The organism is Burkholderia sp. AU45388, assembly GCF_030481585.1.
Classification (GTDB): Bacteria; Pseudomonadota; Gammaproteobacteria; order Burkholderiales; family Burkholderiaceae; genus Burkholderia; species Burkholderia sola.
Genome location: NZ_JAUJPV010000025.1, coordinates 1 through 23,485, shown reverse-complemented (window position 1 = coordinate 23,485; position 23,485 = coordinate 1). Strand labels below are relative to the sequence as shown.

Genomic DNA, 23,485 nt, shown 5'->3' with positions numbered 1-23,485 from the left:
GCCGCCAGCGCAGGCGGCCGCGGCCGCCGCGTGGCGCCTTTTTCGGGCAGGGTTTCGCCGTCATCGCTTTTTCGCGATTTGCGCGTTATATTTTCTAGATATTGGCGCAGCCGACGGGGATCGACCCGATACGGCGCCCGCTTGCGATTCAGTTACAATACGTGCCCGCTGGAGTACGGTAACAAACAGGCCCGGTTCTTGCTGAACCAGTTTTCCGGGCATCGCAACCGCGCCGGATCGCCCATCCGCCACCCGGCCGCGGCCGATGCGATGTGCCGCGCAGCACCCCGGTTCGCAGCGCGCGCAACTCCGCGCCAGGCCTATCCTGGTATTTGAGAACCGGTTTTCCAGAGGCTTTCGGCCCCGCGGCGGCAAATCGCAAATGATTGCAAGGGCGGTTGCGGGTAATCCCAAAGTGCAGGCAATATCTCTCGATTTGCCGCACATTGAAGAAGCAAGCAGATGACGAAGAAACTCTTGACCGAAGCCGAAATCCTGAAGATGAGCGACAAGGATTACATGAATGAGGATCAGCTCGCCTTCTTCAAAAATCGGCTCGAACAGTTGCAGGCGGACATCCTCAAGAATGCAGGCCAGACGACCGAGAACCTGCGCGAGACGGTGATCGTCCCCGATCCCGCCGACCGCGCGACGATCGAGGAAGAGCACGCGCTCGAGCTGCGTACGCGCGATCGCGAACGCAAGCTCCTCAAGAAGGTTCAGCAGTCGCTCGCCCGCATTGATTCCGGCGATTACGGCTGGTGCGAGGAAACCGGCGAACCGATCGGCATTCCGCGCCTGCTCGCGCGCCCGACCGCCACGCTGTCGCTCGAAGCGCAGGAGCGCCGCGAGCTGCGCCAGAAGCTGTTCGGCGACTGATCGAGCGGCGCTCCGCTCAGACACGCTGCTTCCCGAAAGCGCGCGGCCTGCCGCGCGCTTTTTGTTTTCCCGGCACCGGTTCCCGGCCGCCGGCCGATTTGCCTTCCCCTCTTGATATCCCGGCGCCCGCCCTAAAATGAAACGGACGCGCGCCGGGCCGCTCCCCGGCGCACTGCGGATTCACGCGGCGGCGCATCGCGCCGCCCGACTCTTCCCCGTTTTTCTCAAGGAACGCAGATGGAGCAATTTCACGGCACGACCATCGTTTCGGTCCGGCGCGGCGACCAGGTCGCGCTCGGCGGCGACGGCCAGGTAACCCTCGGCAACATCGTCATGAAGGGTGGCGCGCGGAAAGTGCGGCGGATCTACAACAACCAGGTTCTGGTCGGATTCGCGGGCGGCACCGCCGATGCGTTCTCGCTGCTCGACCGCTTCGAGGCGAAGCTCGAGAAGCACCAGGGCAACCTGACCCGCGCGGCCGTCGAGCTTGCGAAGGACTGGCGCACCGACCGGATGCTGCGCCGCCTCGAGGCGATGCTGATCACGGCCGATGCAACCACCACGCTCGTGATCACCGGCAACGGCGACGTGCTCGACCCGGAAGGCGGCATCTGCGCGATCGGCTCGGGCGGTGCGTACGCGCAGGCCGCGGCCCGCGCGCTGGTCGAGAACACCGAGCTGTCCCCGCGCGAGATCGTCGAGAAGTCGCTCGGGATCGCCGGCGACATGTGCATCTACACGAACCACAACCGCATCATCGAAACGATCGAGTAAGGACAGCCCCATGAGCACCATGACCCCTGCCGAGATCGTCTCGGAACTCGACAAGCACATCATCGGCCAGGCAAAGGCGAAGAAGGCCGTCGCCGTCGCGCTGCGCAACCGCTGGCGCCGCCAGCAGGTCGCCGAGCCGCTGCGCCAGGAAATCACGCCGAAGAACATCCTGATGATTGGGCCGACGGGCGTCGGCAAGACGGAAATCGCGCGCCGCCTCGCGAAGCTCGCCGACGCGCCGTTCATCAAGATCGAAGCGACCAAGTTCACCGAAGTCGGCTACGTCGGCCGCGACGTCGACAGCATCGTGCGCGACCTGATCGAGATCTCGGTCAAGCAGACGCGCGAATCCGAAATGCGCAAGGTGCGCAGCAAGGCGACCGACCAGGCGGAAGACCGCATCCTCGACATCCTGCTGCCGCAGCCGCGCGCGGTGGGCTTCGGCGGCAATGCCGAGCACGCGAACGACGACAACAACGCGACGCGCCAGACGTTTCGCAAGCGTCTGCGCGAAGGCCAGCTCGACGACAAGGAAGTCGAGCTCGACCTCGAGCAGCCGTCGGTCGGCATGGACATCATGGCGCCGCCCGGAATGGAAGAGATGACCGAGCAGATCCGCTCGATGTTCTCGAACCTCGGCAGCGGCAAGAAGCAGCGCCGCAAGGTGAAGATCAAGGAAGCGCTGAAGCTGCTGACCGACGAGGAAGCGGCGAAGATGCTCAACGAAGAGGAAGTGAAGACGAAGGCCGTGCAGAACGTCGAGCAGAACGGCATCGTGTTCCTCGACGAGATCGACAAGATCACGTCGCGCAACAACGAAGGCAGCGGCGGCGAAGTGTCGCGCCAGGGCGTGCAGCGCGACCTGCTGCCGCTCGTCGAAGGCACGACGGTCAATACGAAGTACGGGATGGTGAAAACCGATCACATCCTGTTCATCGCGAGCGGCGCATTCCACCTCGCGAAGCCGAGCGACCTGATTCCGGAGCTGCAAGGCCGCTTCCCGATCCGCGTCGAACTCGATTCGCTGTCGGTCGAAGATTTCGAGGCGATCCTCGATGCCACCGACGCGAGCCTCGTCAAGCAATACCAGGCGCTGCTCGCCACCGAGGACGTGCAGCTCGAATTCGCCGACGACGGCATCCGGCGCCTCGCCGAGATCGCGTTCGCGGTCAACGAGAAAACCGAGAACATCGGCGCGCGCCGGCTGTACACGGTGATCGAGAAGCTGCTCGAGGAAGTGTCGTTCTCGGCCGGCAACCACGCCGGCGAACGCGTGACGATCGACGCGCAGTATGTCGACCGCGCGCTCGGCGAAGTGTCGCAGGACGAGGACCTGTCGCGCTACGTGCTGTAACGCGCGCGTCGCCGGATGAAAAACGGGCGGCCCCTTTCGTCGGGGGCCGCCCGTTTTCGTTGGTGCGCCGCTTACCTTACTGCCGCACCGGCTTCTTCGCGAGCTTGCGCTGCAGCGTGCGGCGGTGCATGTTCAGCGCCCGCGCGGTCGCCGAAATGTTGTTGTTGTTCTCCGCCAGCACGCGCTGGATGTGCTCCCATTCGAGCCGGTCGACCGACAGCACGACCGGATTCTCGAGCGCCTCGTCGGCCTGCACTTCGGTCGCGTTGGTCTGCAGCGCGGCGAGGATCGACTCGACGTTCGCCGGCTTTGCGAGGTAGTTGTCGGCGCCTTCCTTCACGGCCTGCACGGCGGTCGCGATGCTCGCATAGCCGGTCAGCACCAGAATCCGCGCATCGGGCTGCAGGTCGCACAACGGCGCGATCAGGCTCAGCCCCGAATCCTCGCCGAGATGCAGGTCGACGGTGATGAACTGGAACTTGCCGCCCGCGGCGAGCCGCAGCGCCGCCTCCTTGTCGTGCGCCTGCTGGACCGCGTAACCGCGGCGCTCGAGGCCGCGCGCGAGCGTGCCCGCGAACACCTCGTTGTCGTCGATCACCAGGAAATTGTTCTCGCTCATGTGGTTTCTCCGTCTACGTGTTGGTTGAGACAGCCGGCAGCGCGACGCGCACGACCGGCAGGCGCAGCACGGCCCGCGTGCCGCGCCCGGTCGCGGTGCCGGCCGCGCGGCTGTCCGGCGCGCCGGCTGGCCGTTCGGCTGGATGTGCACCCGTGCGCGAGCCCGCGCGTTGTCCCGATGCGGCCGCTGCGTGGCCATTCGCCGCACCGCCGGCCCGCCCGTTACCGCCCGCCGCGCGCGGCGTCACATCGGACAGTTCGATCTCGCCGCCGAGCCGCGCGGCCGCGCTGAACGCCAGATACAGGCCGACGCCGTGCCCGCCCTGCGTGCTGTCGACCGGCATCGCGCCGAGCGATTCGCGCAGCGCGGCCGGAATGCCGGGCCCGTCGTCGCATACCTCGAATTCGATTTCGTCGGCCGTGCCGCCATGCGCGACCTTCGCGGCGAGCGTCACCCGCTGCGGGCTCGCGCGCGCGGCGTTGTCGAGCAGGATCGTCAGGATCTGGCCGGCCGCGACCGTATCGTCGAGCGCGACGCCCGCCGGGCGCGCGCCGAGCAACTCGAACTGCACGTGCGGATGCCGCAGGCGCCAGTGCTCGACGAACGTGTCGAGCCAGTCGTCCACCGGCTGGCGGCTGGCCGGCGCGCTCGCGCGACTGCGCAGGCGCGCGAGCGCCGACGTGCACAGCGACATCTGCTCCTCGAGCACCTTCAGGTCGGCCTCGTAGCGCGCGAGCCCCGGATCGGCGCGCGCCGCGTCGCGCAACTCCTCGGCCAGCATCGCGATCGTCGACAGCGGCGTGCCCATTTCATGCGCGACGGTGGCGGCCTGCACGCCGAGCGCGACGGCCCGCTCGTCGCGCAGCAGATGCTGCTGCGCCTCGCCGAGCGCCGCATCGCGCTGGCGCAGCGCGTTCGACATGCGCGCGACGAACCACGCGATCAGCCCGACGCTGACCATGAAGTTCGCCCACATGCCGGTACGGTAGTAATCGAACAGATTCGCCGGGTTGTCCATGTTGAGCGGCACCGAATCGAAGCCGAGCGCCGCGTAGCAGGCGACCGCGAACGCCGCGAGCCAGATCATCAGGTGCCACGGCAGCACGGCCGCCGCGATCGCGAGCGACGGCAGGTACAGCGACACGAACGGGTTGGTCGTGCCGCCCGACAGGAACAGCAGCGCGGACAGCGCGCCGAGGTCGACCCACAGCTGGCCGAGCAGCTCGAAATTGGTCTCGGGCCGCGCGCGCAGCACGCGCACCCAGGTCAGCGCATTGAAAACGATTTCGAGCGCGATGACCATCAGCATCGCCGGCAACGGCAGATGCACGCCGAAATAGGTCTGCACGACGCCGATCGTCACGAGCTGGCCGATGATCGCGAGATTGCGGAGCCAGAACAGGTGACTGAGGTTGACGCGTCCGGTGGTGGTGATTCGTTGCATCCGGGCAGTTTACCCGTTTAGCGGGCGGCGCCTCTAGCGGGGCCGGATCCGCTCGCAGGAACGGGCGACGCGCGTGCGTGGCGCGGCCTCGTCAACCGGCCGCGCCGGCCATGCGCTGCGCGATCTCGTCGGCCAGGCATTCGGGGCATCGGCACCGCGCACCGGCCGCGGGCGGCGTGCCGCCGGGCGGCACCGGCATCGCCGCGCACCAGCAGTCGAACGGCTGCGTATGCGCGCCGCAGTCGAAGCCGCGCCCGCAGTGCGGGCAGCGCGCGCGGCGCGGAGCGGAACGAGCGTCGGCGGCGGAATCGGTCATGGCGCAATCGCGGAAACGGGCGGGACATCGCCCCACGCGACAAGCATAGCGCGGTGGAAGGATTTTGCACGCCGGCCGCCTGGCCGGGATCCGTCGCAAATGCGCGCGTGGCGGCCGGCCGAAGCCACCCGCGCGGTTCCTCCCGAATCGCGCCGCGCCATAGCCGGCGGGCCGCCGCGTGCGATGCCGCGTCGCGCCGCCGGGGGTTCCGCCCCGCCCAAAAACCCGATGCTGCGCTGCGCCACTCCTGTACAATTCGCCCTGTTTCAACCGTTCCCAGCCAGAGCCGCCGCCATGTCCGAGCCCATCGACCTCTCGCAGATCGCCCCCACGCTGAAAGCAGAAATCCTCGCGGAGGCGCTGCCGTACATCCGCCGTTACCACGGCAAGACCGTGGTGATCAAATACGGCGGCAACGCGATGACGGAAGAGCGGCTCAAGCAGGGCTTCGCACGCGACGTGATCCTGCTGAAACTGGTCGGCATCAACCCGGTGATCGTCCACGGCGGCGGTCCGCAGATCGATCACGCGCTGAAGAAGATCGGCAAGGCCGGCACCTTCATCCAGGGCATGCGCGTCACCGACGAAGAGACGATGGAAGTCGTCGAATGGGTGCTGGGCGGCGAAGTGCAGCAGGACATCGTGATGCTGATCAACCACTTCGGCGGCCACGCGGTTGGCCTGACGGGCAAGGACGGCGGCCTGATCCATGCACGCAAGCTGCTGATGCCGGACCGCGACAACCCGGGCCAGTACATCGACATCGGCCAGGTCGGCGAAGTCGAGGCGATCAATCCGGCGGTCGTGAAGGCGCTGCAGGACGATGCGTTCATCCCGGTGATCTCGCCGATCGGCCTCGGCCAGGACGGCCTGTCGTACAACATCAACGCGGATCTGGTCGCGGGCAAGCTCGCCACGGTGCTGAACGCCGAGAAGCTGCTGATGATGACCAACATCCCGGGCGTGATGGACAAGGACGGCAACCTGCTGACCGACCTGTCCGCCCGCGAGATCGACGCGCTGTTCGAGGACGGCACGATCTCGGGCGGCATGCTGCCGAAGATCTCGTCGGCGCTCGACGCCGCGAAGAGCGGCGTGAAGTCGGTGCACATCGTCGACGGCCGGATCGAGCACTCGGTGCTGCTGGAAATCCTGACCGAGCAGCCGTTCGGCACGATGATCCGCTCGCATTGAGCGCGCGCCGCCCACCCTCCCGCACCGACCTGCCGGCGTCATTGCGACGCCGGCGCATCTCCCGCAGCCGGCCGCGCGCCGGCGCGCCCGTCTGGCTGTTCGATCTCGACAATACGCTTCACCACGCATCGCATGCGATCTTTCCCGAGATCAACCGTGCGATGACGCAATACATCGTCGACGCGCTGCAGGTCGAGCGCACCGAAGCCGATCGCCTGCGCAACGGCTACACCGAGCGCTACGGCGCCGCGCTGCTCGGCCTCACGCGCCATCATCCGATCGACCCGCACGACTTCCTGCGCGTGGTCCACACGTTTTCCGACCTGCCCGCGATGGTGCGCGCCGAGCGCGGCTTGGCGCGCATCGTCGCCGCGCTGCCGGGCCGCAAGCTGATCCTGACCAACGCGCCGGAAAACTATGCGCGCGCGGTGCTGCACGAGCTGGGCATCGAGCGGCTGTTCGAGCGCGTGATCGCGATCGAGCACATGCGCGACCGCCGCGCGTGGCGCGCGAAGCCCGACCATGCGATGCTGCGCCGGACGCTGCGCGCCGCGCATGCGCGGTTCGCCGACGCGATCCTCGTCGAGGATACGCGGAGCCACCTGAAGCGCTACAAGCGTCTGGGCATCCGCACGGTATGGATCACGGGCCACCTGCCCGGCCATTTGCCGGCAACCGGACGGCCGCATTATGTCGACCAGCGCATTCGTTCGTTAAAATCGCTGCGACTGGGCACACGATCGGGGCGACAAAAATGCAGCCGACTTACCCGCAGGACCAAGCCGTAACGGAAGACAAGGCCACGCCGTCCCGCCCGCGCCCCAAGCCGGGCGAGCGCCGCGTGATGATCCTGCAGATGCTCGCGGCGATGCTCGAGGCCCCGAAGCCGGAAAAAATCACGACAGCCGCGCTCGCGGCCCGGCTCGACGTGTCGGAAGCGGCGCTGTACCGGCACTTCAGCAGCAAGGCGAAGATGTACGAAGGGCTGATCGAGTTCATCGAGCAGGCGCTGTTCGGGCTCGTCAACCAGATCGTCGCGAAGGAGCCGAACGGCGTGCTGCAGGCGCGCACGATCGCGCTGACGATGCTCAATTTCGCCGCGAAAAACCCGGGAATGACACGCGTGCTGACCGGCGAGGCGCTGGTCGGCGAGGACGAGCGGCTCACCGAACGCGTGAACCAGTTGCTCGATCGGATCGAGGCGACCGTCAAGCAATGCCTGCGGGTCGCGCGCACCGAGGCGAATGCGCCGCAGGACGGCGCGACGCCGTTCGCGCTGCCGGCCGACTACGATCCCGGTGCGCGGGCGAGCCTGCTCGTCAGCTACGTGATCGGCAGGTGGCATCGGTTTGCCAAAGGCGGGTTTCAGAAGCCGCCCGGCGAGCAGGCCGATGCGCATTTGCGGTTGATCCTGCAGTGAACGCATGAGACGAGCCATGGCCTGGCGACCGCGCGCCCTGGCTTCCGCCGGCGGCTCTGCCTGAATCACCACTCCGTCACACGCGGGTGATCGGTCAGACGAACCGGCATCTGCTCCGCTCGGCTATCGGCCGGCGCCGACGACTGTCGGGCAGCTTCCCATTGTTTCAACTCGGCCTGCAACGATCGCAATGCGTCGCCGCACGGCCAGTCGGCACCGCATGGGGCGGGCGCACCCGATGAGGTCGTATCGGACGTATCGACGGGCGCCGTCGAGCGAAGCTTCGCCGGCATGCTAGGCAATACGGTTCGCACGGGTACCGGGCGCATCCTCTGCCGCTCGCGAACCGACATGCCCGCCATGTCGGACGTCCTTGGCGGCGGCAAGCGCAACGCCGGCACCGCGTGGGCACCCTTCCGGCGCGGCGGATCGGGCGGCATCCCGGATTGACCGGCGCTCGGCATAGAAATCGATGCGGGTGCCGAAGCGGCCGGGAAAGCCGATGCCAGGCTCGACGCCGACGCAGGATCCGAGGCCGATGCCGGGCGCAGCGTCGCAGCCGACTCGGCAGCCGCCGCCACGATCGATGCGGATCCCGCGCTCCCTTCGGGCAGCCTTCCTCGCGCCATTCGACCGAATTCCGCCCAGCGGTCCGCCAGCATCCCGCCGAAAAGCACCGTCAACGCTGTACCGAGCAATGCGCCCCCGATCGCAGCCAACATGACGCGGCCACGGCCGCGCGGAGGCGGTGTGCGACTCCATGCAAGATTGTCGTGCCCGAAATCGGCAGCCCCTGCGGCCGCGGCGACAGCCACACCGCGGCGCGACCGTGGCGCCGGCAGATAGACGCCCCCCGGCGACAGATGCGCGAACTGACCCGGGACGCCGCGCCGGACGCCATAAGGCGCAGGCAGATAGGAAGCCGCCCGCGGCGGCGGCAATGCAAACCAGTTATCGATCGATCCAGGATTCATGATTTCCCTCGTTGCCCGGCGCGACGCCAGGCACCGCGCGATGCGTCATCCTTCACGCAGCCATTGCACGAGCATGCCGGCCGATGCGTAGCCGCGCAGCGTCGCGGCATAGCCGTCAAAGCGGTACGCCACCTCGTTGACGCGATTGTTGTAGTCGTCGCTTTCGGCAATCAGCACGTCGAGCAGCGAGCGGCGCCCGAGGTGATACCACTGATCGAAAAATGCGCTGCGCACGCGCGCCGATTCCACCGACAGGTCGCGATACTGGTCCGCGCGCTCGCCGAATGCATGCGCATCTTCCTCGGCGCTGCGCACCTGGTACTCCAGATCCAGGCGCATCTGCTCGACCCCGCGCCAGCTTGCCGACGCACGATACGTCGCCGCATCGGTCGCCGCGGTTGCGGCACCGCCCGTGAACGCGTTCCACGTCAGCGTGAGCATCGTCTGCCAGGGCATCCGGCGTCCGATCGAGTCGCGTCCGGTATTCGTGCTGACGACCCAGTTCAGTTGCGGCTTCGACGCCGCCCGCACCGCATCGCGGTTCAGCTCCGCCGCGCTGGCCTCGGCACGTGCCTGCCGCAGTCGCGGATTCTCGTCGAGCGCGGACATCAGCCGGTCGAGATTGCCCGGATGCAGCGGCCAGCTCGATTCCGCCGGAATCGGCACCGGCCGTTCCCCCACCAGCTTGCGAAGATTCAGCTCGGCCGTTCGGCATTTCGCCAGTGCCGCGTCGCGGCTCGCTTCGGCCTGCAGCAAGCGGGCCTTCGCCTGCGTCAGCTCGCTGCCGCGGCCGCGGTCGACCGCGACGATTTCGTCGAGCATTCGCACGAGGCGTGACATCCGGTCGACGAAGCGCTGGCTCAGCGCGGCAATGTTGCGTTGCTTCGAAAGCTCGACGAGCGTGGCGGCGACCTGATAGGCGGAATCCTCCATCTGCGCGACGTAGCGTTCCTGGCCGGCGCTCGCCAGATCCTGCCGGCTGCCGATCGTTTTATCGGTGCGTCCCCAGTCGAACAGCGTCGTCGTCAGGTTCACGCTCAGTGCGTTGCCCGGATCGTACGCGCTGCCAGCGTTCGAGCCGAACTGCGCGGCACGCGTCTGGCCGCTCAACTGCAATTGCGGCCAGCGCGCACCCTTCGCCTGATCGACGTCCGATTGCGCAGCCTGGTACTCCGCGTACAAGCGCCGCACCTGCGGGCTGACGTCGACCGCCGCTTCAGCCGCCGTGTACAGCATCCGCCGCAGGTCACGCTCCGTCATCGCGGAGGCAGGGGCCGAGCCCGATGCGGCATCGTCGGGCACTGACACGAGAACACCTGCGCGCGAATCCGCGGCGCCGGATGCGCGTGATACGGTGCGCGAATCGCTCGCCGTCGACCGCGACGCAGCCTCGACCGACTCACTCTCCATCGAAGTCGACGCCGGAGCCGACGTCAAAGGCGCCGATGCCGATGCAGGAGACACCCATGTCGATACCGGAACCGACGTCGAAGCCACCATATGCGGCTCCCTGACACTGGCGGCATGCGCCACCCCAACCACCTGCCACACCGACAGCGCGAGCAGCACCGCCGATACGGCGCCCCGGCACACCCAGCCCCGTTCGCGCACACCGACGGGTGCGCGGATAACTCGAAGGCCGCTCATGATCACCGCTCCCTGAAGGCCTCGCGGGCCTTGAAAATCGGCTTGAGCAGGTAATCGAGCACCGTCTTCTCGCCGGTGCGGATATCGACCGTCGCCTGCATGCCCGGCAAGACGGGCAGATGCTTGCCGGCCGCGACCAGCGCGTCCGCATCCGTCTCGACCATGAGCCGGTAGTAATTCGCATCGGGACGCCCCATCGCCGCCTTCTGATCGTCCTTCAACGTGTCCGGACCGACGCTGACGACGTGCCCGGACAGCCCGCCGTAGATCGCGAAGTCGTACGCGCTCAGCTTCACGAGCACCGGCAATCCCGGCCGCAGGAACGCAACGTCGGACGGCTTGATCCGTGCCTCGATCAGCACGCGGCCGTCGAGCGGCGCGATCTCCATGATGTGCTCGCCCGACTGCACGACGCCGCCTGCCGTGCGGATGCGGATGTTCTTCACCACGCCGCGCATCGGCGCGACGACGTCGGTGCGCGCCAGCACGTCCGCGCGGCCGGCCAGTACCTCGTTGGTTTGCGCGAGCTCCTGCTCGAGCTGCGACAGCTCGGTGCTGGCATCCGCGGTAAACCGGCTCCGGCGTTCCGCGATCTGGGCATCGATGTCCGTCGCCTGACGCCGCATGCGCAGCATCTCGACTTCGGAAACCAGCCCCTTCGCCGCGAGCGGCTCCGACATCGCGATCTCGCGCCGCACCAGCGCCTGGCTCCGCCGCAACGCGGCGACCTGCTCGTCGAGCGCCTGGCGGCGCGCACGGTAGGTCGCGGTTGCCTGCGCGACGAGGCCCGGTTCACGCTTCACCTCTTCCGCAAAGGTCAGCTGCGCCCCATACGCCTCGGCGCGCGCGCGCGACACGTTCGCCTGCAACTCCAGCGCCTTGGTCGACACTTCGCGATAGCTCGCCTGCGCGCGCGCCGGATCGATCTTCGCGAGCAGTTGTCCCTTCTCGACCACCTCGCCCTCGTGCACCGCCACCGACTGGACGATGCCGCCCTCGAGGCTCTGAATCCATTGCTCGCGGCTCGGCGACACCACCGTCGCATCGCTGCGCGTGACCTCCTCGACGCGAGCGAAGTGCGCCCAGACGAGCCCCGCGACCAGCACCACGGCAACCACGTAGAGCGTCAACTGCGCGCCGGCGGACGAGCGCACCAGCAGCGCCTCGCGGATGTCGCTCATGTACGCGACATCGGCCGCTCTCAGGCACGGCGCCCGCTTGCGGCCCAGCATCGATCGAATCCGATGCATCACGATGCCTCCGCTGTCATGGCCGCCGGTGCCGACGCCGCTGTTTGATCCGTGGCCACCGCTCCCGCGCCGCGCTCGACCACGCGCACTTTCGGCGCCCGGCTTCGCTGCGGCTCGTCGGGCGACGCGTGATGCCCGGTCGGCCCAACCGGCTCGGGCTGCCCCGACAACGCCGCCAGCACGCGCGCCTTGTCCCCATCCATCACGACCTTGCCCTGATCGACGATCACGATCCGGTCGACCAGCGTCAGCAACGACGTGCGATGCGTCACCACGACCAGCGTCTGGCCGGCGCTCGCCTGCTTCAGATGCTCGATGAAGAGCGATTCCGTCTGGGTGTCCATCGCGCTCGTCGGCTCGTCCAGCAGCAACGTGCGCGGCCGCGCGATCAGGCTGCGCGCCAGCGCGACGAGCTGACGCTGGCCGCCCGACAGGTCGCGCCCGTTCTCGCCGACCTGCAGGTTCACGCCCATCGGATGCCGGGCGACCAGCGCATCGAGCCCCGTCAGTTGCAGCACACGCAGCAATTCCGCGGCCGGCACGTCGGGACGACCGATCGTGATGTTCTCGCGCAGCGACCCGTAAAACAGCCGGCTGTCCTGACCGACGTAGCCGAACGCACGGCGCCAGTCGGCCGGCGCGATCTGTGCAGCGTCGAGCCCGTCGGCGAGCAGCTTGCCCTCTGTCGGTTGATAAAGCCGCGCGATCAGACGCAGCAGCGTCGATTTCCCGCTGCCGACCCGTCCGAGTATCGCGACGCGCTCACCCGGCCGAATCTCCACCGACACCTTGTCCAGCGCGGGTGCGTTTTCCTGCAGCCCGGCCGACGGATACGCGAACGACACGCCGTCGAGCTTCACGTGGCCGCTGAGCGGCGGCTTCGCCAGATAGTCCTGCCCCGGCTCGTGCTCGACCGGCATCGCCATCAGTTCGTTGAGCGAATACAGGGCCGTCTTCGCCTGCTGGAAACGCAGCGCGAGCCCCATCACCTGGCTGAGCGGCGCCGTCACGCGGCCCGCGAGCATCACCGAGCCGATCAGCGCGCCCTGGGTCAGCTTGCCTTCGCCGATCAAGTACACGCCCGCGATCACGATCACCACGGTCTGCATTTGCTGCAGGAACGCAACGCAACTGGTCGCCATGCTGGACAGCTGCCGCGACTGCATCGACGAGGCCGCCGTCTTCGCGCTGAACGCGTCCCAGCGGTGGCGCATCGCGCCTTCTCCGCCGACCGCCTTGAGCGTCTCGAGCCCGTCGATCGATTCGATCAACACGCCTTGCTTGAGCGACGCCTCGCGCAGGTTTTCGCGCATCGCTCGCGCGAGCGGCCACTGCACGATCGCACCGAGGCCGACGATCAGCGGAATCATCAGCAGCGGAATCCAGCCGAGCGGACCGCCAACCGCGAACACCACCGCGACGAACAGGAACACGAATGGCAGATCGGAGATCGCCGACAGCGTCGCCGACGTCGCGAAGTCCCGAACCGACTCGAACTCGCGCAGCCGGTGCGCGAACGATCCGGCCGACGCCGGCCGGCGCTCCAGCCGGATCGCCAGCGCCTGCCGGAACAGCAGGCTGCCGAGCACCAGATCGGCCTTCTTGCCGGCGGTGTCGAGCACGTGCGCGCGTACATGCCGCGATACGGCTTCCATTAGCATCGCGAACGCCACCCCGATCGCGAGCGACCAGAGCGTCACGTATGCCTGGTTCGGGACGACGCGGTCGTACACGTTCATCGTAAAGAACACGCTGGCGAGGCCGAGCACGTTGATCAGAAACGCGCCGAGGGCCGCGCTCGCGTAGTAGCTGCGATAGCGCCACAGCGTGCGCAGCAACCAGTGGCCGGCCGATTCGGTCGGCAGGTCGTCCGGACGCGCGTCGACCTTCGCCGCGGGCTTCACGAGCAGCGCGTGACCGGAGTAGGCGTCGTTCAGCTCGGCTTCCGTGCATTCGACCGGCGCGTCGCCGAGTTCAGGCATCACGACGCTAAACAGGACCTGCGGCTCGGGCGCCGCCGCATCGTCGATGCGCCAGCCGAGCAGCACGCAGGCACTGCCGTTGCGGCGCAACAGCACGGCCGGCAACAGATGCTCGGGCAATTGCGCGAGCGGACGCGCCACCAGCTTCGCGGCTAGCCCAGCATGCGTGAGCGCCTCGATCGCGAGCGACGGCGTCAGCGCACCGTACCTGGCGAGACCGGCAGTCAGGACCGCATGACTTCTACCGAACCCGTAATGTGCGCAAAGCCAGGCGATCGAATCGAGCAGGCTGTCGCAGGTGAGGGAATCAGGCAGGACCGGTTCGCTATCGCTACCAGCATCGGAAGGTTGAGCATTCATATCGAAACGGACGATGCGGCCACTGCGTGGCCGAGAGAATTGACGGAAGACTGAGGCGAAGTACCGAGATTCATGGGCAGCGCCCATTCGGCGAACCGCGAGACGATGGTGCCAAAACACGCCTGCTCCGCCAGCTTGACCATGGCGGCTTCGGCCGACGGAACATGCGATGGCCATCGGCAGGATCGCACTCGAGAGGAAACAACTTTACGGAATGTTTCCGCGGCCTCAAATGGGACACGACCGAAAGAAAATACCGGTCGAATAGGACAAGTTTGAATTCCGAATTTTCCGGGTAGAGGCAACACCGGACGCCCTCGGGAAGAAAGCCGGGGTGACGCGGTAACACCAACGGAAGTAAAACCCCGAAATGCACCGACGCGCATTTCAGGGCTCTACACATCAACCCAATTGAGTCGTGACGATAGCCTGCACCAGCAGTTCGACGTTCATCGCGGCGTTCTCGTAAAGCATGAAAGCCAGTCCATCGACCGCGACCAGCCCGTGCTTCGTCCACTGCCCGGCATCCAGCCCTTTCATGCCGGACAATTCGACCCGGTCGCCGGCATCGCCCTTGACCATCAATTGCGTATGGCCGTCGCTCCGGAACACGTTTTCATGGCCGAGTTCCAGCACGTCGCGCATCGACAGTTTCAGCGCGTTGTTGCCGGTGCCGGTAATGTCGACAATCTCGATGGACGAGATCTTGCAGTGGCCGCCTACGTCCATCAGCGTTGCAAGATCCAGTGTCTGACCGCTTCCGGTCAGCTTCAACGTATCGACTCCAGCACCACCGTGGACACCGCTCGAGTTGCGCGTGAAGTACGAAACGTCGCCGACGGTGAATACGGTATCGCCACTCCCGCCGTAGTAGGCGGTATCGCCGGCAAGCTCGAGGAACGCAGGCGGATCAATCAATTGATCAGGAACAGGCCTCGAGAACTGGAAGTTGTCGATCCATGTCAGCGCTCCGTTCGGCACGGTTCGCCATTGTTGATCGAATTCGATCGAGGTGAATGCTAGTCCTTTTGGCATATCGATCTCGACGTGCTGAAGGATGCCCTCCCCCGTCGTAATCGGCTTACTCGTATAAATCACTTTGCCAGTGCCATCACGAAAGGTCAGGACCAGGTATTCACCTCCCGTGACGTCCCCCACGTCGAAAGCGAAGTGCGTCGCGCCGGCGCCGTCCTTCAGGTCGAGCCTGACTTTGCCGGTAATGCCGAGTGCCATCGTCGACGGAGGCGACGAAAGGCCGTAGGTCGGATCGATCTTGAAGCCGTTTCCGCTATAAATTCCCTGACTCCAGTATGTATGTCCGAGGTCTTCGATACCAGTCAGCGTGAAATGCGCAAAAGAAACGGATTCTCCTTTGAACAAAGATGCCGACCTCGCCGCGTTGAAGTTCTCGCCAAACTCGATCGTCGCAGGTTGCCGATACTGAGAGATGTTGCCTGCCGTGTCGACGATAGCCGCGGCCGGCATGCCCGACGCATCGTTCGGCAAAACGAACTTCGCTGTGCCGGTCGCGATTTCTGCCGCAGTCAGCGTATGCATGAAAAACCGATCGCCAACCATCACGGACAGCCTTGAGCCTGCCTCGAGCTGCGCCCCCACGAACTTCACCATGACGGCGCCGTCGACAAACTCGACGAACGTCGGCGGATACACGAACATCTTCAGCGCGACATCCGTCGACTCAACCTCACCGGCGTTTCCGACCGCATTGACCACACGCGTCTGGATCGTCCAGTTGCCGGTGTGCGTGTTCGGATCGATCGCGACCCACGTGCCGTCCGACTTCATCAACGCGTCAATCCACGTCCGGCCCCCGTCCGTCGATACCTGCACCTTGTCGCCCGCCGCGAGCGCACCCACCAGATGGCCGCTCAGCAAACGACCTGCCGTGCCGTCGTTCGTCAATCGGTCGAAGTTGAAGTTGCCGCTGTCGCGCCCCATGTCGTCCAGCAGTGCCTTCGCCAGCGGTGACGGCGGCGCAACCGGACCGATGGTCACGTCGAAGCCGGCCGACCGGATACTCGTATTGCCCGCCGGATCCTGGGCCGTCACCGTCAACGCGTGGCTGCCGTTCGACAGGCCGGACGGCAACTGGAACGTCCACGTGCCGTCGATGCTCGTCTTCACCGTGCCCAGCACCGTCGCGCCGTCGTAGATCGTCACCGTCGAATACGCTTCGGCCTGCCCCGACAGCATCGGTTGCGTGCCTTCCGTCGCCGCGTCGATCTTCGGCTGCGACGGCGGCGTCGTGTCGAGCTGGATGCCGTACGACGCCGACGGCACGCTCATGCCGATCTCGTTGCTCGCGCGCGCCGTCAGGCGATACTCGCCGTCGCTCAGCCGCTGAGTGAGCGCGAAGCTCCACGTGCCGTTCGCGCCGACTACCGCGGTGCCGACCTGCACGCCGTCCACCAGAATGTGAATCGTCGCACCAGGGTCGCCGCGGCCGCTCACCGTCGGGCGCGGATCGTTGGTCAACCCGCCTTTTTCGATCACGCCGGTGTGCGGCGGTACGTTGTCGGTCACTGTATCGATCGTCGGACGCGATGGACGTGTCGTTGCTTTCTGCTCTGCCATGGTTACTTTCTCGTGTCAGTCCTGGATGTCCCGGAGCCATCCGGACAGTTCAATCATTTGGCTCCGCGGCAACCACCACCGCTTGCCGCGGAGCCATCGTTCGCCGCTCGTTACCCGGCCTCGAGTTCGATCTCGACGCGCCGGTTCTGCGCACGTCCTTCCGCCGTCGAATTGGTCGCAACCGGCTCTTCCGCCCCCTTGCCGACGGTCGTGACGTGTTCGGCACGCAATCCGCCCGTACGCAAGTACGTGGCAACCGCGCGAGCCCGCGCCTCGGACAGTCGGACGTTATGGGCGTGCGCGCCCTGCGAATCCGTATAGCCCGTGACCGTCACACGGCGAAACCGGGCGTCGCGATTCATGTCCAGGAAGCGATTGAGCTCCTGGCGGGCACTCGGGGTCAGCACTGCGCTGTCGAACGCGAAGTTCGCACTGCCTTGCAGCAGCACCTGGCGCTGCGCAATCGGCGCGGCGACCGCCTGCGGCTGCTCGACCGGTTGCGGTTGCGCGGCGACAGGCGGCTGGACGGGTGCTTGAGGCGGCACGCCGCACATGAACGTCAGTTCGCGCGGATCGCCCATCGCGGCGCCGCGACGCACGCGATCGACCGTTTGCAGCGGCGTGACCGGCTTGCCGGCGCAGAACTTCTGCGCGGCTGCCTCGCACGATTTCGTGCTGGAGACGAGCCCCTCGCAGGTCACGCGAAAGACCGGCGCCGGCTGATCGGACGCCTTGATCGCCCGGACGGTATAGGTCGGGCCCGATTGCGTCGTGCATGCGCTCAGCACGACGACGAATGCGCCGAGCAGACCCCGACGGACGAAGTGTTGTGGTTTATTCATGATGATTCGGTCCGCTCGAGGCGGACTCCTGGAAATTGACGGATGGAAATGAAGCTGGTCGTGTGGCGTGGTGCGTGGCGTGGCGGACGACAAGCGCCCGCTCGGCCACGCAGGGGGTGACGGCGCGGGCCGAACGGCCCGCGTTGCCGCTTTACCACTGATACGACGCACCTGCACCGAAGGTGTTGCCGCCGCTGCTGAGGCTGACGCCGGCACGCATCTTCAGGTTTTCCGTGATGCGCGCTTCACCGCCCATCGCAACCGCCTGATAGCCCTTGTACGACGCACCGGCCACACCGAACGACAAGGTCTTGCCCGGATCGACACCCGGAATCATCGTCAACGCCGTGGCTGCCGCAATACCCGAGTAGGCATTGCGCGCCATGTCATTGATCTGACCTTGCATCCCGCCGATCGCCCGGTCGAGCTGCCCCTTGTTGACGGCATCGGTTTTCTTGATGCCGTCCGCGACATTGACAAGCCGGCGCTCGTGGCCGTCCGAGCCGATCGACACGGTGTTGGCTTCGGTTGCCTTCGACCCGCTGCCCAGCGCAACCGAGTTGGTCGCGCTGGACGACACGGTCGCACCGTGGCCGAGCGCCGTGCCGTCGTCCGCTTGCACCTTCGAGCCGGCGCCGATTGCCGTGCCGTTGTTCTTGGCATCGGCGATCTGCGACCCGGAGCCGACAGCGATGTTGCCGTTGCCGGTGCCCGGCTTCGCGGCGACGACTTCACCGCTATCCTTGCCGCTGCCGCCCGTGCCGCTGATCAGGTCGTTGCCGTTCTTGCCTGAACCGCCGTTGTTGTCGTCACCGGGCTTGGTTGCCACGGTCAGACGTTCGTCGATATCGTTGACGCGCCCTTCCAGCTTCGAGAACTGGCCGTAGTTCACGGCGTCGTACTGGGTCTTGCCGTCCGCGACATTCGTCAGCACCACCGGCCCCGTCGACAAGCCGTTGCCAAGCGTCACCTTGCCCCAATTCACGGTGCCGTCGCCGTTCTTGTCGTACGCGACCGCGCCGACCAGCTTCGTGGCTTCACCGAGATTGTTCTGGATCTGCGTGACCCGGCTGTCGATGTTCGTCAGCGCGTCGCCTGCATTGTGGAAAGTTTTGTCATCCACTTTGTAGGTCGGCGCAACGATCTCGCCGGTGGTCTCGTCGATCTTGGCACCGCCGCCGAGCGCATCGGTCACGCCACTCAACTGGCTGACGTTCACCGCATCCGTCTTGGCCGTACCCGCCGCCACGTTATGCAGTGCGACCGGTGCTGCGGCACCCTTGCCGCCGAGCGTCAACGAGCCGTAGTTCGTGGTGCCGTCGTCGTTCTTGTCGTACACGACCGCCGATTGCAGCTTGCCGTCTTCACCGACCAGGCCGGCCGAGCGCAACTGCCGCACGTTGACCGCATCGGTTTCGTCGGTACCGTCCGCGACGTTCTTCAGCTTGACCGGCGCCGCCGCACCCACGCCACCGAGCGTGACGGAGGTGTGGTTGTCGTCGTCGTACCGAACCGCGTTCTTGACGCCCTGAGCCAGCGTCTCGATTTGCTTCGCGCTCTCGTTCATACGCTCGTCGACATGTGTGAACGCATCGCCGACGTTGTCGTACGTGTCCTTGAACCCGTCCGCCCCGGTCAATTCATACGTCGGCGCCGAAATATCGCCGGTCACCGGATCGAACTTGGCGCCACCGCCGAGACTGTCCGCGATGCTGGACAACGCGAAATTCATCTGGCCACCGTTGACTGCCTCGGTGCTGTCCAGCGCCAGCGAGCCGTCCGCGACGTTGCGAATCACCGTGCCCTTCGCGCCCGCCAACGTCACCGATGCCTTGGTGGCGTCGTCATAGGCGACCGCGTTCGGGTCCGTGCCGTTGCCGGAACCGCCGTCACGTTGCTCGAGCGCCTTGATGGCATCGCCGACCGACGCGTAATCCTTGCCGTCGACCGTATACACCGGCGTGGTGATCTTGCCGTCCGCGTCGATGCCCAGGCCGCCACCGATTGCATCGGTCACGCCCTTCAGCTGCGACACGTTGACCGCGTCCGTCGATGCCTTGCCGTTTGCGATGTTATGCAATGCGACAGGGATACCGGCGTTCGTGCCCCCGAACGTCACCGACGCGAAGTTCGTGGTGCCGTCGGCGTGCGTGTCATAAGTCACGGCCGAGAGCGACTTGCCGCTCTCGCCGATCAGGCCCGACGACTTCAGCTGCGCCACGTTCACCGCGTCCATGTCGGCCGTACCGGCCTTCACGTTCGACAGCGTCGTGCCGCTCTGGCCGCCCAGCGTCGCCGTGTCCTTGCTCACGCTGTCGTACGCCATCGCCAGCGGGTTCATGCCTCCTTCCACGTCGCGGATTGCGTCCGTCAGTTGATCGACGTTCACCGCGTCGGTGCCAGCCTTACCCTTGGCCACGTTCGACAATGTCACCGGATCCGCCGACTTCCCGCCGCCCAGCGACACCGAGCCGTAGTTTGTCGTGCCATCCAGGTTACGGTCGTACGTCACCGCGGCAATCGACTTGCCGTCGTCACCGATCAAGCCCGACGACTTCAGCTGCGACACGTTCACCGCGTCCGTGTCGGCCTTGCCCGCCGCCACGTTCGATAGAACCGTGCCGCCTTCGCCCGCCAGCTTCACCGACTTGTAGTTCGGCGTGCCGTCCGCGTTCTTCTCGTACGTCACTGCGGCAACCGACTTGCCGTCCTCGCCGATCAGGCCGGACGACTTGAGCTGCGACACGTTCACCGCGTCCATGTCGGCCTTGCCCGCCGCCACGTTCGACAACGTCGTACCGTTCTGGCCGGCCAGCGTCACCGAGTCCTTCTGCGCACCGTCATAGGCGACCGCATTCGGATCCGTGCCGTTACCGCCATCACTGCCACTCTTCGCCGCAGCCTGCAGCGCGTCGTTGACGTTGTGGTACTCCTTGCCGTCGATCGTGTACGTCGGCGCGGTCACGTCGCCGTTCGCGTCGAAGCCCGTACCGCCGCCGACCACGTCCGCGAGACCCTTGAGCTGCGCGAGGTTCACCGCGTCGGTGTTCTGCGTGCCCTTCGCCACGTGGATGATCTGACGCTCGGCGCCTGCCGAGCCGATCGACAGCGCATTCGCACGATCCGCGAGCGAGCCGGCACCCAGCGCGATGCTGTTCGACTGAGTCGCCTTCGCGTTCGCGCCGAGCGCGACGGCGTCAGCCACGTTCTTGGCCACGTTCGCGTTCGTGCCGATGGCGATGCCGTTCACACTCCCGCTCAGCGTCGTCGCCTTGTCGCCCAGGGCAATCGAGCTCTTGCCAACGGCCATCACGCCGTTGTTACCGACCGCCACCGCGTTTTCCGCATTGGCCTTCGCGTGGGAACCGATGGCGAGCGCACCGGCGCCGTTCGTCGTGACCATGCTGCCCATCGCGACCGAGAACGGTTGATCGACCCCCGTCTGCGCAAAGCTGCCGAGCGCAACCGAGCTCGCCGAAAGGGCGCCCGCCTGCAGACCGATCGCGACCGCATCGAGCCCGCCCGCGGCGCTCCCTACGCCGATGGCCGCGGCCGTTCCGAGCGTCGGATCCGCACCGCCAATCGATGCCACGTTCGGCATGGTGCCGTCCGCACCCATCCCTTCGATCGCAACGAAGGTGCCTGGCTTCGATTCGACGTCACGCGTCATCCGCAGCATCTTCTGATCGATGTTCGTATTGGCGGTTTTCATCGCATCGGTCAGCTGCTGCATCGTGACGGCATCCGTTGCGTCGATGCCATCGGCGAGGTGGACGATTCGGCGCTGCTGACTCGTGTCGCCGACCGCCACGGTGAAGTCCTCGTCGGCGACGGAGTTCGCACCGATTGCAACCGAATGGTCGCCGGTCGCGCGCGAACCCGAACCCAAAGCCAGCGTAAAAGGCTTGCTTGCAAACGCGCTCGAACCGATCGCGACAGATTCATTGCCGTTCGCAACTGCCTTGAGACCTGCCGACTTGACCTTGATGTACTTGAGATCGATCGCGCCGTTGGTGAGCCTGTCATACATATCGTCCAACTGGTCGACGTTGACGGCATCGGTGCCGGCCACACCGGCCGCCACGTTCGACAGCGTCACCGGGCCCGTCGACTTCCCGCCGCCCAGCGTCACCGAACCATAGTTCGGCGTGCCGTCCGCGTTCTTGTCGTACGTCACCGCGGCGATCGACTTGCCGTCTTCGCCGATCAGGCCCGACGACTTCAACTGCGACACGTTCACTGCGTCCAGGTCGGCCGTACCGGCCTGCACGTTCGACAGGATCGTGCCCGTCTTGCCGCCGGCCAGCGTCACCTTGTCCTTCGACGTGCTGTCGTACACCACCGCTAGCGATTCACCGGTCGTACCGTCGATGACACCGCCGTTCTCCAACGCGTCGTTCAGCTTGCCCAGGCTCTCGTTCGTCGCGAACAGTTGCGAGCCGTTCACCGCGTCCGTGCTCGTCGCCGACAGTTGGCCAGCCTTCACGTTCGTCAGCGTCGTACCGCCTTCGCCGGCCAGCGTCGCCGACTTGTAGTTCGTCGTGCCGTCCGTGTTCTTGTCGTACGTGATCGCGGCCAGCGACTTTCCGTCCTCGCCGATCAGGCCCGACGACTTCAGTTGCGACACGTTCACCGCATCCTTGTCGGCCTTGCCATCCGCCACGTTCGACAGAACCGTGCCGCCTGCACCGGCCAGCTTCACCGACTTGTAGTTCGGCGTGCCGTCCGCGTTCTTCTCGTACGTGACCGCGGCGACCGACTTGCCGTCCTCGCCGATCAAGCCCGCCGACCTCAGTTGCGACACGTTCACCGCGTCCGTGTCGACCTTGCCCGCCTTCACGTTCGACAGCGTCGTACCGCCTTCGCCCGCCAGCTTCACCGACTTGTAGTTCGGTGTGCCGTCCGCGTTCTTGTCGTACGTCACCGCGGCCAGCGACTTGCCGTCGTCACCGATCAGGCCCGTCGATTTCAGTTGCGATACGTTCACCGCGTCCTTGTCGGCCTTGCCATCCGCCACGTTCGACAGAATCGTGCCGCCTTCGCCCGCCAGCGTGGCCGATTTGTAGTTCGGCGTACCGTCTGCCTTCTTGTCGTATGTCACCGCGGCGACCGACTTGCCGTCGTCGCCGATCAGACCCGACGACTTCAGCTGCGACACGTTCACCGCGTCCTCATCGGCCTTGCCTGCCTTCACGTTCGACAGCGTCGTACCGCCTTCGCCCGCCAGCTTCACGGACTTGTAGTTCGGCGTACCGTCCGCATTCTTCTCGTACGTGACCGCGGCAACCGACTTGCCGTCGTCACCGATCAAGCCCGACGACTTCAACTGCGACACGTTCACCGCGTCCTTGTCGGCCTTGCCGTCCGCCACGTTCGACAGGATCGTGCCGCCTTCGCCCGCCAGCGTCGCCGACTTGTAGTTCGGCGTACCGTCTGCCTTCTTGTCGTACGTCACCGCAGCCAACGACTTGCCGTCGTCGCCAATCAGACCCGACGACTTCAGTTGCGACACGTTCACCGCGTCCGCATCGGCCGTACCGGCCTTCACGTTCGACAGCTTCGTGCCGCCTTCGCCCGCCAGCGTGGCCGACTTGTAGTTCGGCGTGCCGTCCGCGTTCTTGTCGTACGTCACCGCGGCCAGCGTCTTGCCATCCTCGCCGATCAAGCCGGACGACTTCAGTTGCGACACGTTCACTGCGTCCATGTCTGCCGTACCGGCCTTCACGTTCGACAGCTTCGTGCCGCCTTCGCCCGCCAGCGTGGCCGACTTGTAGTTCGGCGTGCCGTCCGCGTTCTTGTCGTACGTCACCGCGGCCAGCGTCTTGCCATCCTCGC

Annotated in this window: 18 protein-coding genes; 7 read left to right on the top strand and 11 right to left on the bottom strand. The window is 66.2% G+C overall.

The features are described from left to right. The first annotated feature begins 462 nt into the window (after positions 1 to 462). The 3 genes from dksA (at position 463) to hslU (ending at position 3,007) form a co-directional block, all read left to right on the top strand. Positions 463 to 879 carry an RNA polymerase-binding protein DksA gene (dksA, locus tag QZM72_RS29390; protein WP_006477498.1) on the top strand — a complete coding sequence of 139 codons (417 nt, stop codon included), beginning with the start codon at positions 463 to 465 and terminating at the stop codon, positions 877 to 879. Positions 880 to 1,116: 237 nt separating this feature from the next. After that, positions 1,117 to 1,653 (top strand): ATP-dependent protease subunit HslV, encoded by a 537-nt coding sequence (hslV, locus tag QZM72_RS29385; RefSeq protein WP_047899301.1) that lies wholly within the window; start codon positions 1,117 to 1,119, stop codon positions 1,651 to 1,653. Between the two features lie 10 nt (positions 1,654 to 1,663). Continuing rightward, positions 1,664 to 3,007 (top strand): ATP-dependent protease ATPase subunit HslU, encoded by a 1,344-nt coding sequence (gene hslU, locus QZM72_RS29380; RefSeq protein ID WP_089468725.1) that lies wholly within the window; start codon positions 1,664 to 1,666, stop codon positions 3,005 to 3,007. Positions 3,008 to 3,083: 76 nt separating this feature from the next. On the opposite strand, the gene QZM72_RS29375 is transcribed toward hslU, so the two are convergent. The 3 genes from QZM72_RS29375 to QZM72_RS29365 form a co-directional block, all read right to left on the bottom strand. Beyond that, positions 3,084 to 3,626 (bottom strand): response regulator transcription factor, encoded by a 543-nt coding sequence (locus tag QZM72_RS29375; RefSeq protein WP_021156278.1) that lies wholly within the window; start codon positions 3,624 to 3,626, stop codon positions 3,084 to 3,086. 13 nt (positions 3,627 to 3,639) lie between these two features. Beyond that, on the bottom strand, positions 3,640 to 5,070 hold the full coding sequence (locus QZM72_RS29370; RefSeq protein WP_301739815.1) for an ATP-binding protein: 1,431 nt from the start codon (positions 5,068 to 5,070) through the stop codon (positions 3,640 to 3,642). Positions 5,071 to 5,161: 91 nt separating this feature from the next. After that, the gene (locus tag QZM72_RS29365; protein ID WP_011546466.1) at positions 5,162 to 5,386 is read right to left on the bottom strand and encodes a cysteine-rich CWC family protein; all 225 of its coding nucleotides are present in this window, start codon (positions 5,384 to 5,386) and stop codon (positions 5,162 to 5,164) included. Positions 5,387 to 5,680: 294 nt separating this feature from the next. Here QZM72_RS29365 and argB point away from each other — a divergent pair, with 294 nt between their 5' ends. The 3 genes from argB to slmA are packed head-to-tail and all read left to right on the top strand — an operon-like array spanning position 5,681 to position 8,000. Continuing rightward, positions 5,681 to 6,580, top strand: coding sequence for an acetylglutamate kinase (gene argB, locus QZM72_RS29360; protein ID WP_027785735.1), 900 nt, complete (start codon positions 5,681 to 5,683; stop codon positions 6,578 to 6,580). Further along, positions 6,577 to 7,368: a pyrimidine 5'-nucleotidase gene (locus QZM72_RS29355; RefSeq protein WP_301739814.1), complete on the top strand. Its 792-nt coding sequence runs from the start codon at positions 6,577 to 6,579 to the stop codon at positions 7,366 to 7,368. Before argB ends, QZM72_RS29355 begins: the two co-directional genes overlap by 4 nt. Further along, complete coding sequence (slmA, locus tag QZM72_RS29350) at positions 7,335 to 8,000, top strand: nucleoid occlusion factor SlmA (protein ID WP_301739813.1); 666 nt, start codon at positions 7,335 to 7,337, stop codon at positions 7,998 to 8,000. Before QZM72_RS29355 ends, slmA begins: the two co-directional genes overlap by 34 nt. A 65-nt stretch (positions 8,001 to 8,065) precedes the next feature. Here the strand turns inward: slmA and QZM72_RS29345 are convergent, their stop codons facing one another. Both QZM72_RS29345 and QZM72_RS29340 read right to left on the bottom strand, forming a co-directional pair. After that, positions 8,066 to 8,974 (bottom strand): hypothetical protein, encoded by a 909-nt coding sequence (locus tag QZM72_RS29345; protein WP_301739812.1) that lies wholly within the window; start codon positions 8,972 to 8,974, stop codon positions 8,066 to 8,068. A 45-nt stretch (positions 8,975 to 9,019) separates the two neighbouring features. After that, positions 9,020 to 10,282, bottom strand: coding sequence for a TolC family protein (locus QZM72_RS29340; RefSeq protein ID WP_301739811.1), 1,263 nt, complete (start codon positions 10,280 to 10,282; stop codon positions 9,020 to 9,022). A 46-nt stretch (positions 10,283 to 10,328) separates the two neighbouring features. Between QZM72_RS29340 and QZM72_RS29335 the strand changes: the two genes are divergently transcribed. Continuing rightward, positions 10,329 to 10,637 carry a hypothetical protein gene (locus QZM72_RS29335; RefSeq protein ID WP_301739810.1) on the top strand — a complete coding sequence of 103 codons (309 nt, stop codon included), beginning with the start codon at positions 10,329 to 10,331 and terminating at the stop codon, positions 10,635 to 10,637. Here the strand turns inward: QZM72_RS29335 and QZM72_RS29330 are convergent. The 6 genes from QZM72_RS29330 to QZM72_RS29305 form a co-directional block, all read right to left on the bottom strand. Beyond that, positions 10,624 to 11,874, bottom strand: a complete 1,251-nt coding sequence (locus QZM72_RS29330) for an HlyD family type I secretion periplasmic adaptor subunit (protein WP_301739809.1) — start codon at positions 11,872 to 11,874, stop codon at positions 10,624 to 10,626. The two genes, QZM72_RS29335 and QZM72_RS29330, sit on opposite strands and share 14 nt — an antisense overlap. Further along, the gene (locus tag QZM72_RS29325; protein WP_301739808.1) at positions 11,871 to 14,213 is read right to left on the bottom strand and encodes a type I secretion system permease/ATPase; all 2,343 of its coding nucleotides are present in this window, start codon (positions 14,211 to 14,213) and stop codon (positions 11,871 to 11,873) included. The genes QZM72_RS29330 and QZM72_RS29325 overlap by 4 nt, the downstream gene beginning before the upstream one ends. Beyond that, positions 14,210 to 14,356 (bottom strand): hypothetical protein, encoded by a 147-nt coding sequence (locus tag QZM72_RS29320; protein WP_301739807.1) that lies wholly within the window; start codon positions 14,354 to 14,356, stop codon positions 14,210 to 14,212. Before QZM72_RS29320 ends, QZM72_RS29325 begins: the two co-directional genes overlap by 4 nt. A 259-nt stretch (positions 14,357 to 14,615) precedes the next feature. After that, positions 14,616 to 16,808, bottom strand: coding sequence for an Ig-like domain-containing protein (locus tag QZM72_RS29315; RefSeq protein ID WP_301739806.1), 2,193 nt, complete (start codon positions 16,806 to 16,808; stop codon positions 14,616 to 14,618). Positions 16,809 to 16,918: 110 nt separating this feature from the next. Then, positions 16,919 to 17,650, bottom strand: a complete 732-nt coding sequence (locus QZM72_RS29310; protein WP_301739805.1) for an OmpA family protein — start codon at positions 17,648 to 17,650, stop codon at positions 16,919 to 16,921. 151 nt (positions 17,651 to 17,801) lie between these two features. Beyond that, the coding region (locus tag QZM72_RS29305) for a YadA-like family protein (protein WP_301739803.1) at positions 17,802 to 23,485 on the bottom strand (5,684 nt) is incomplete at its 5' end.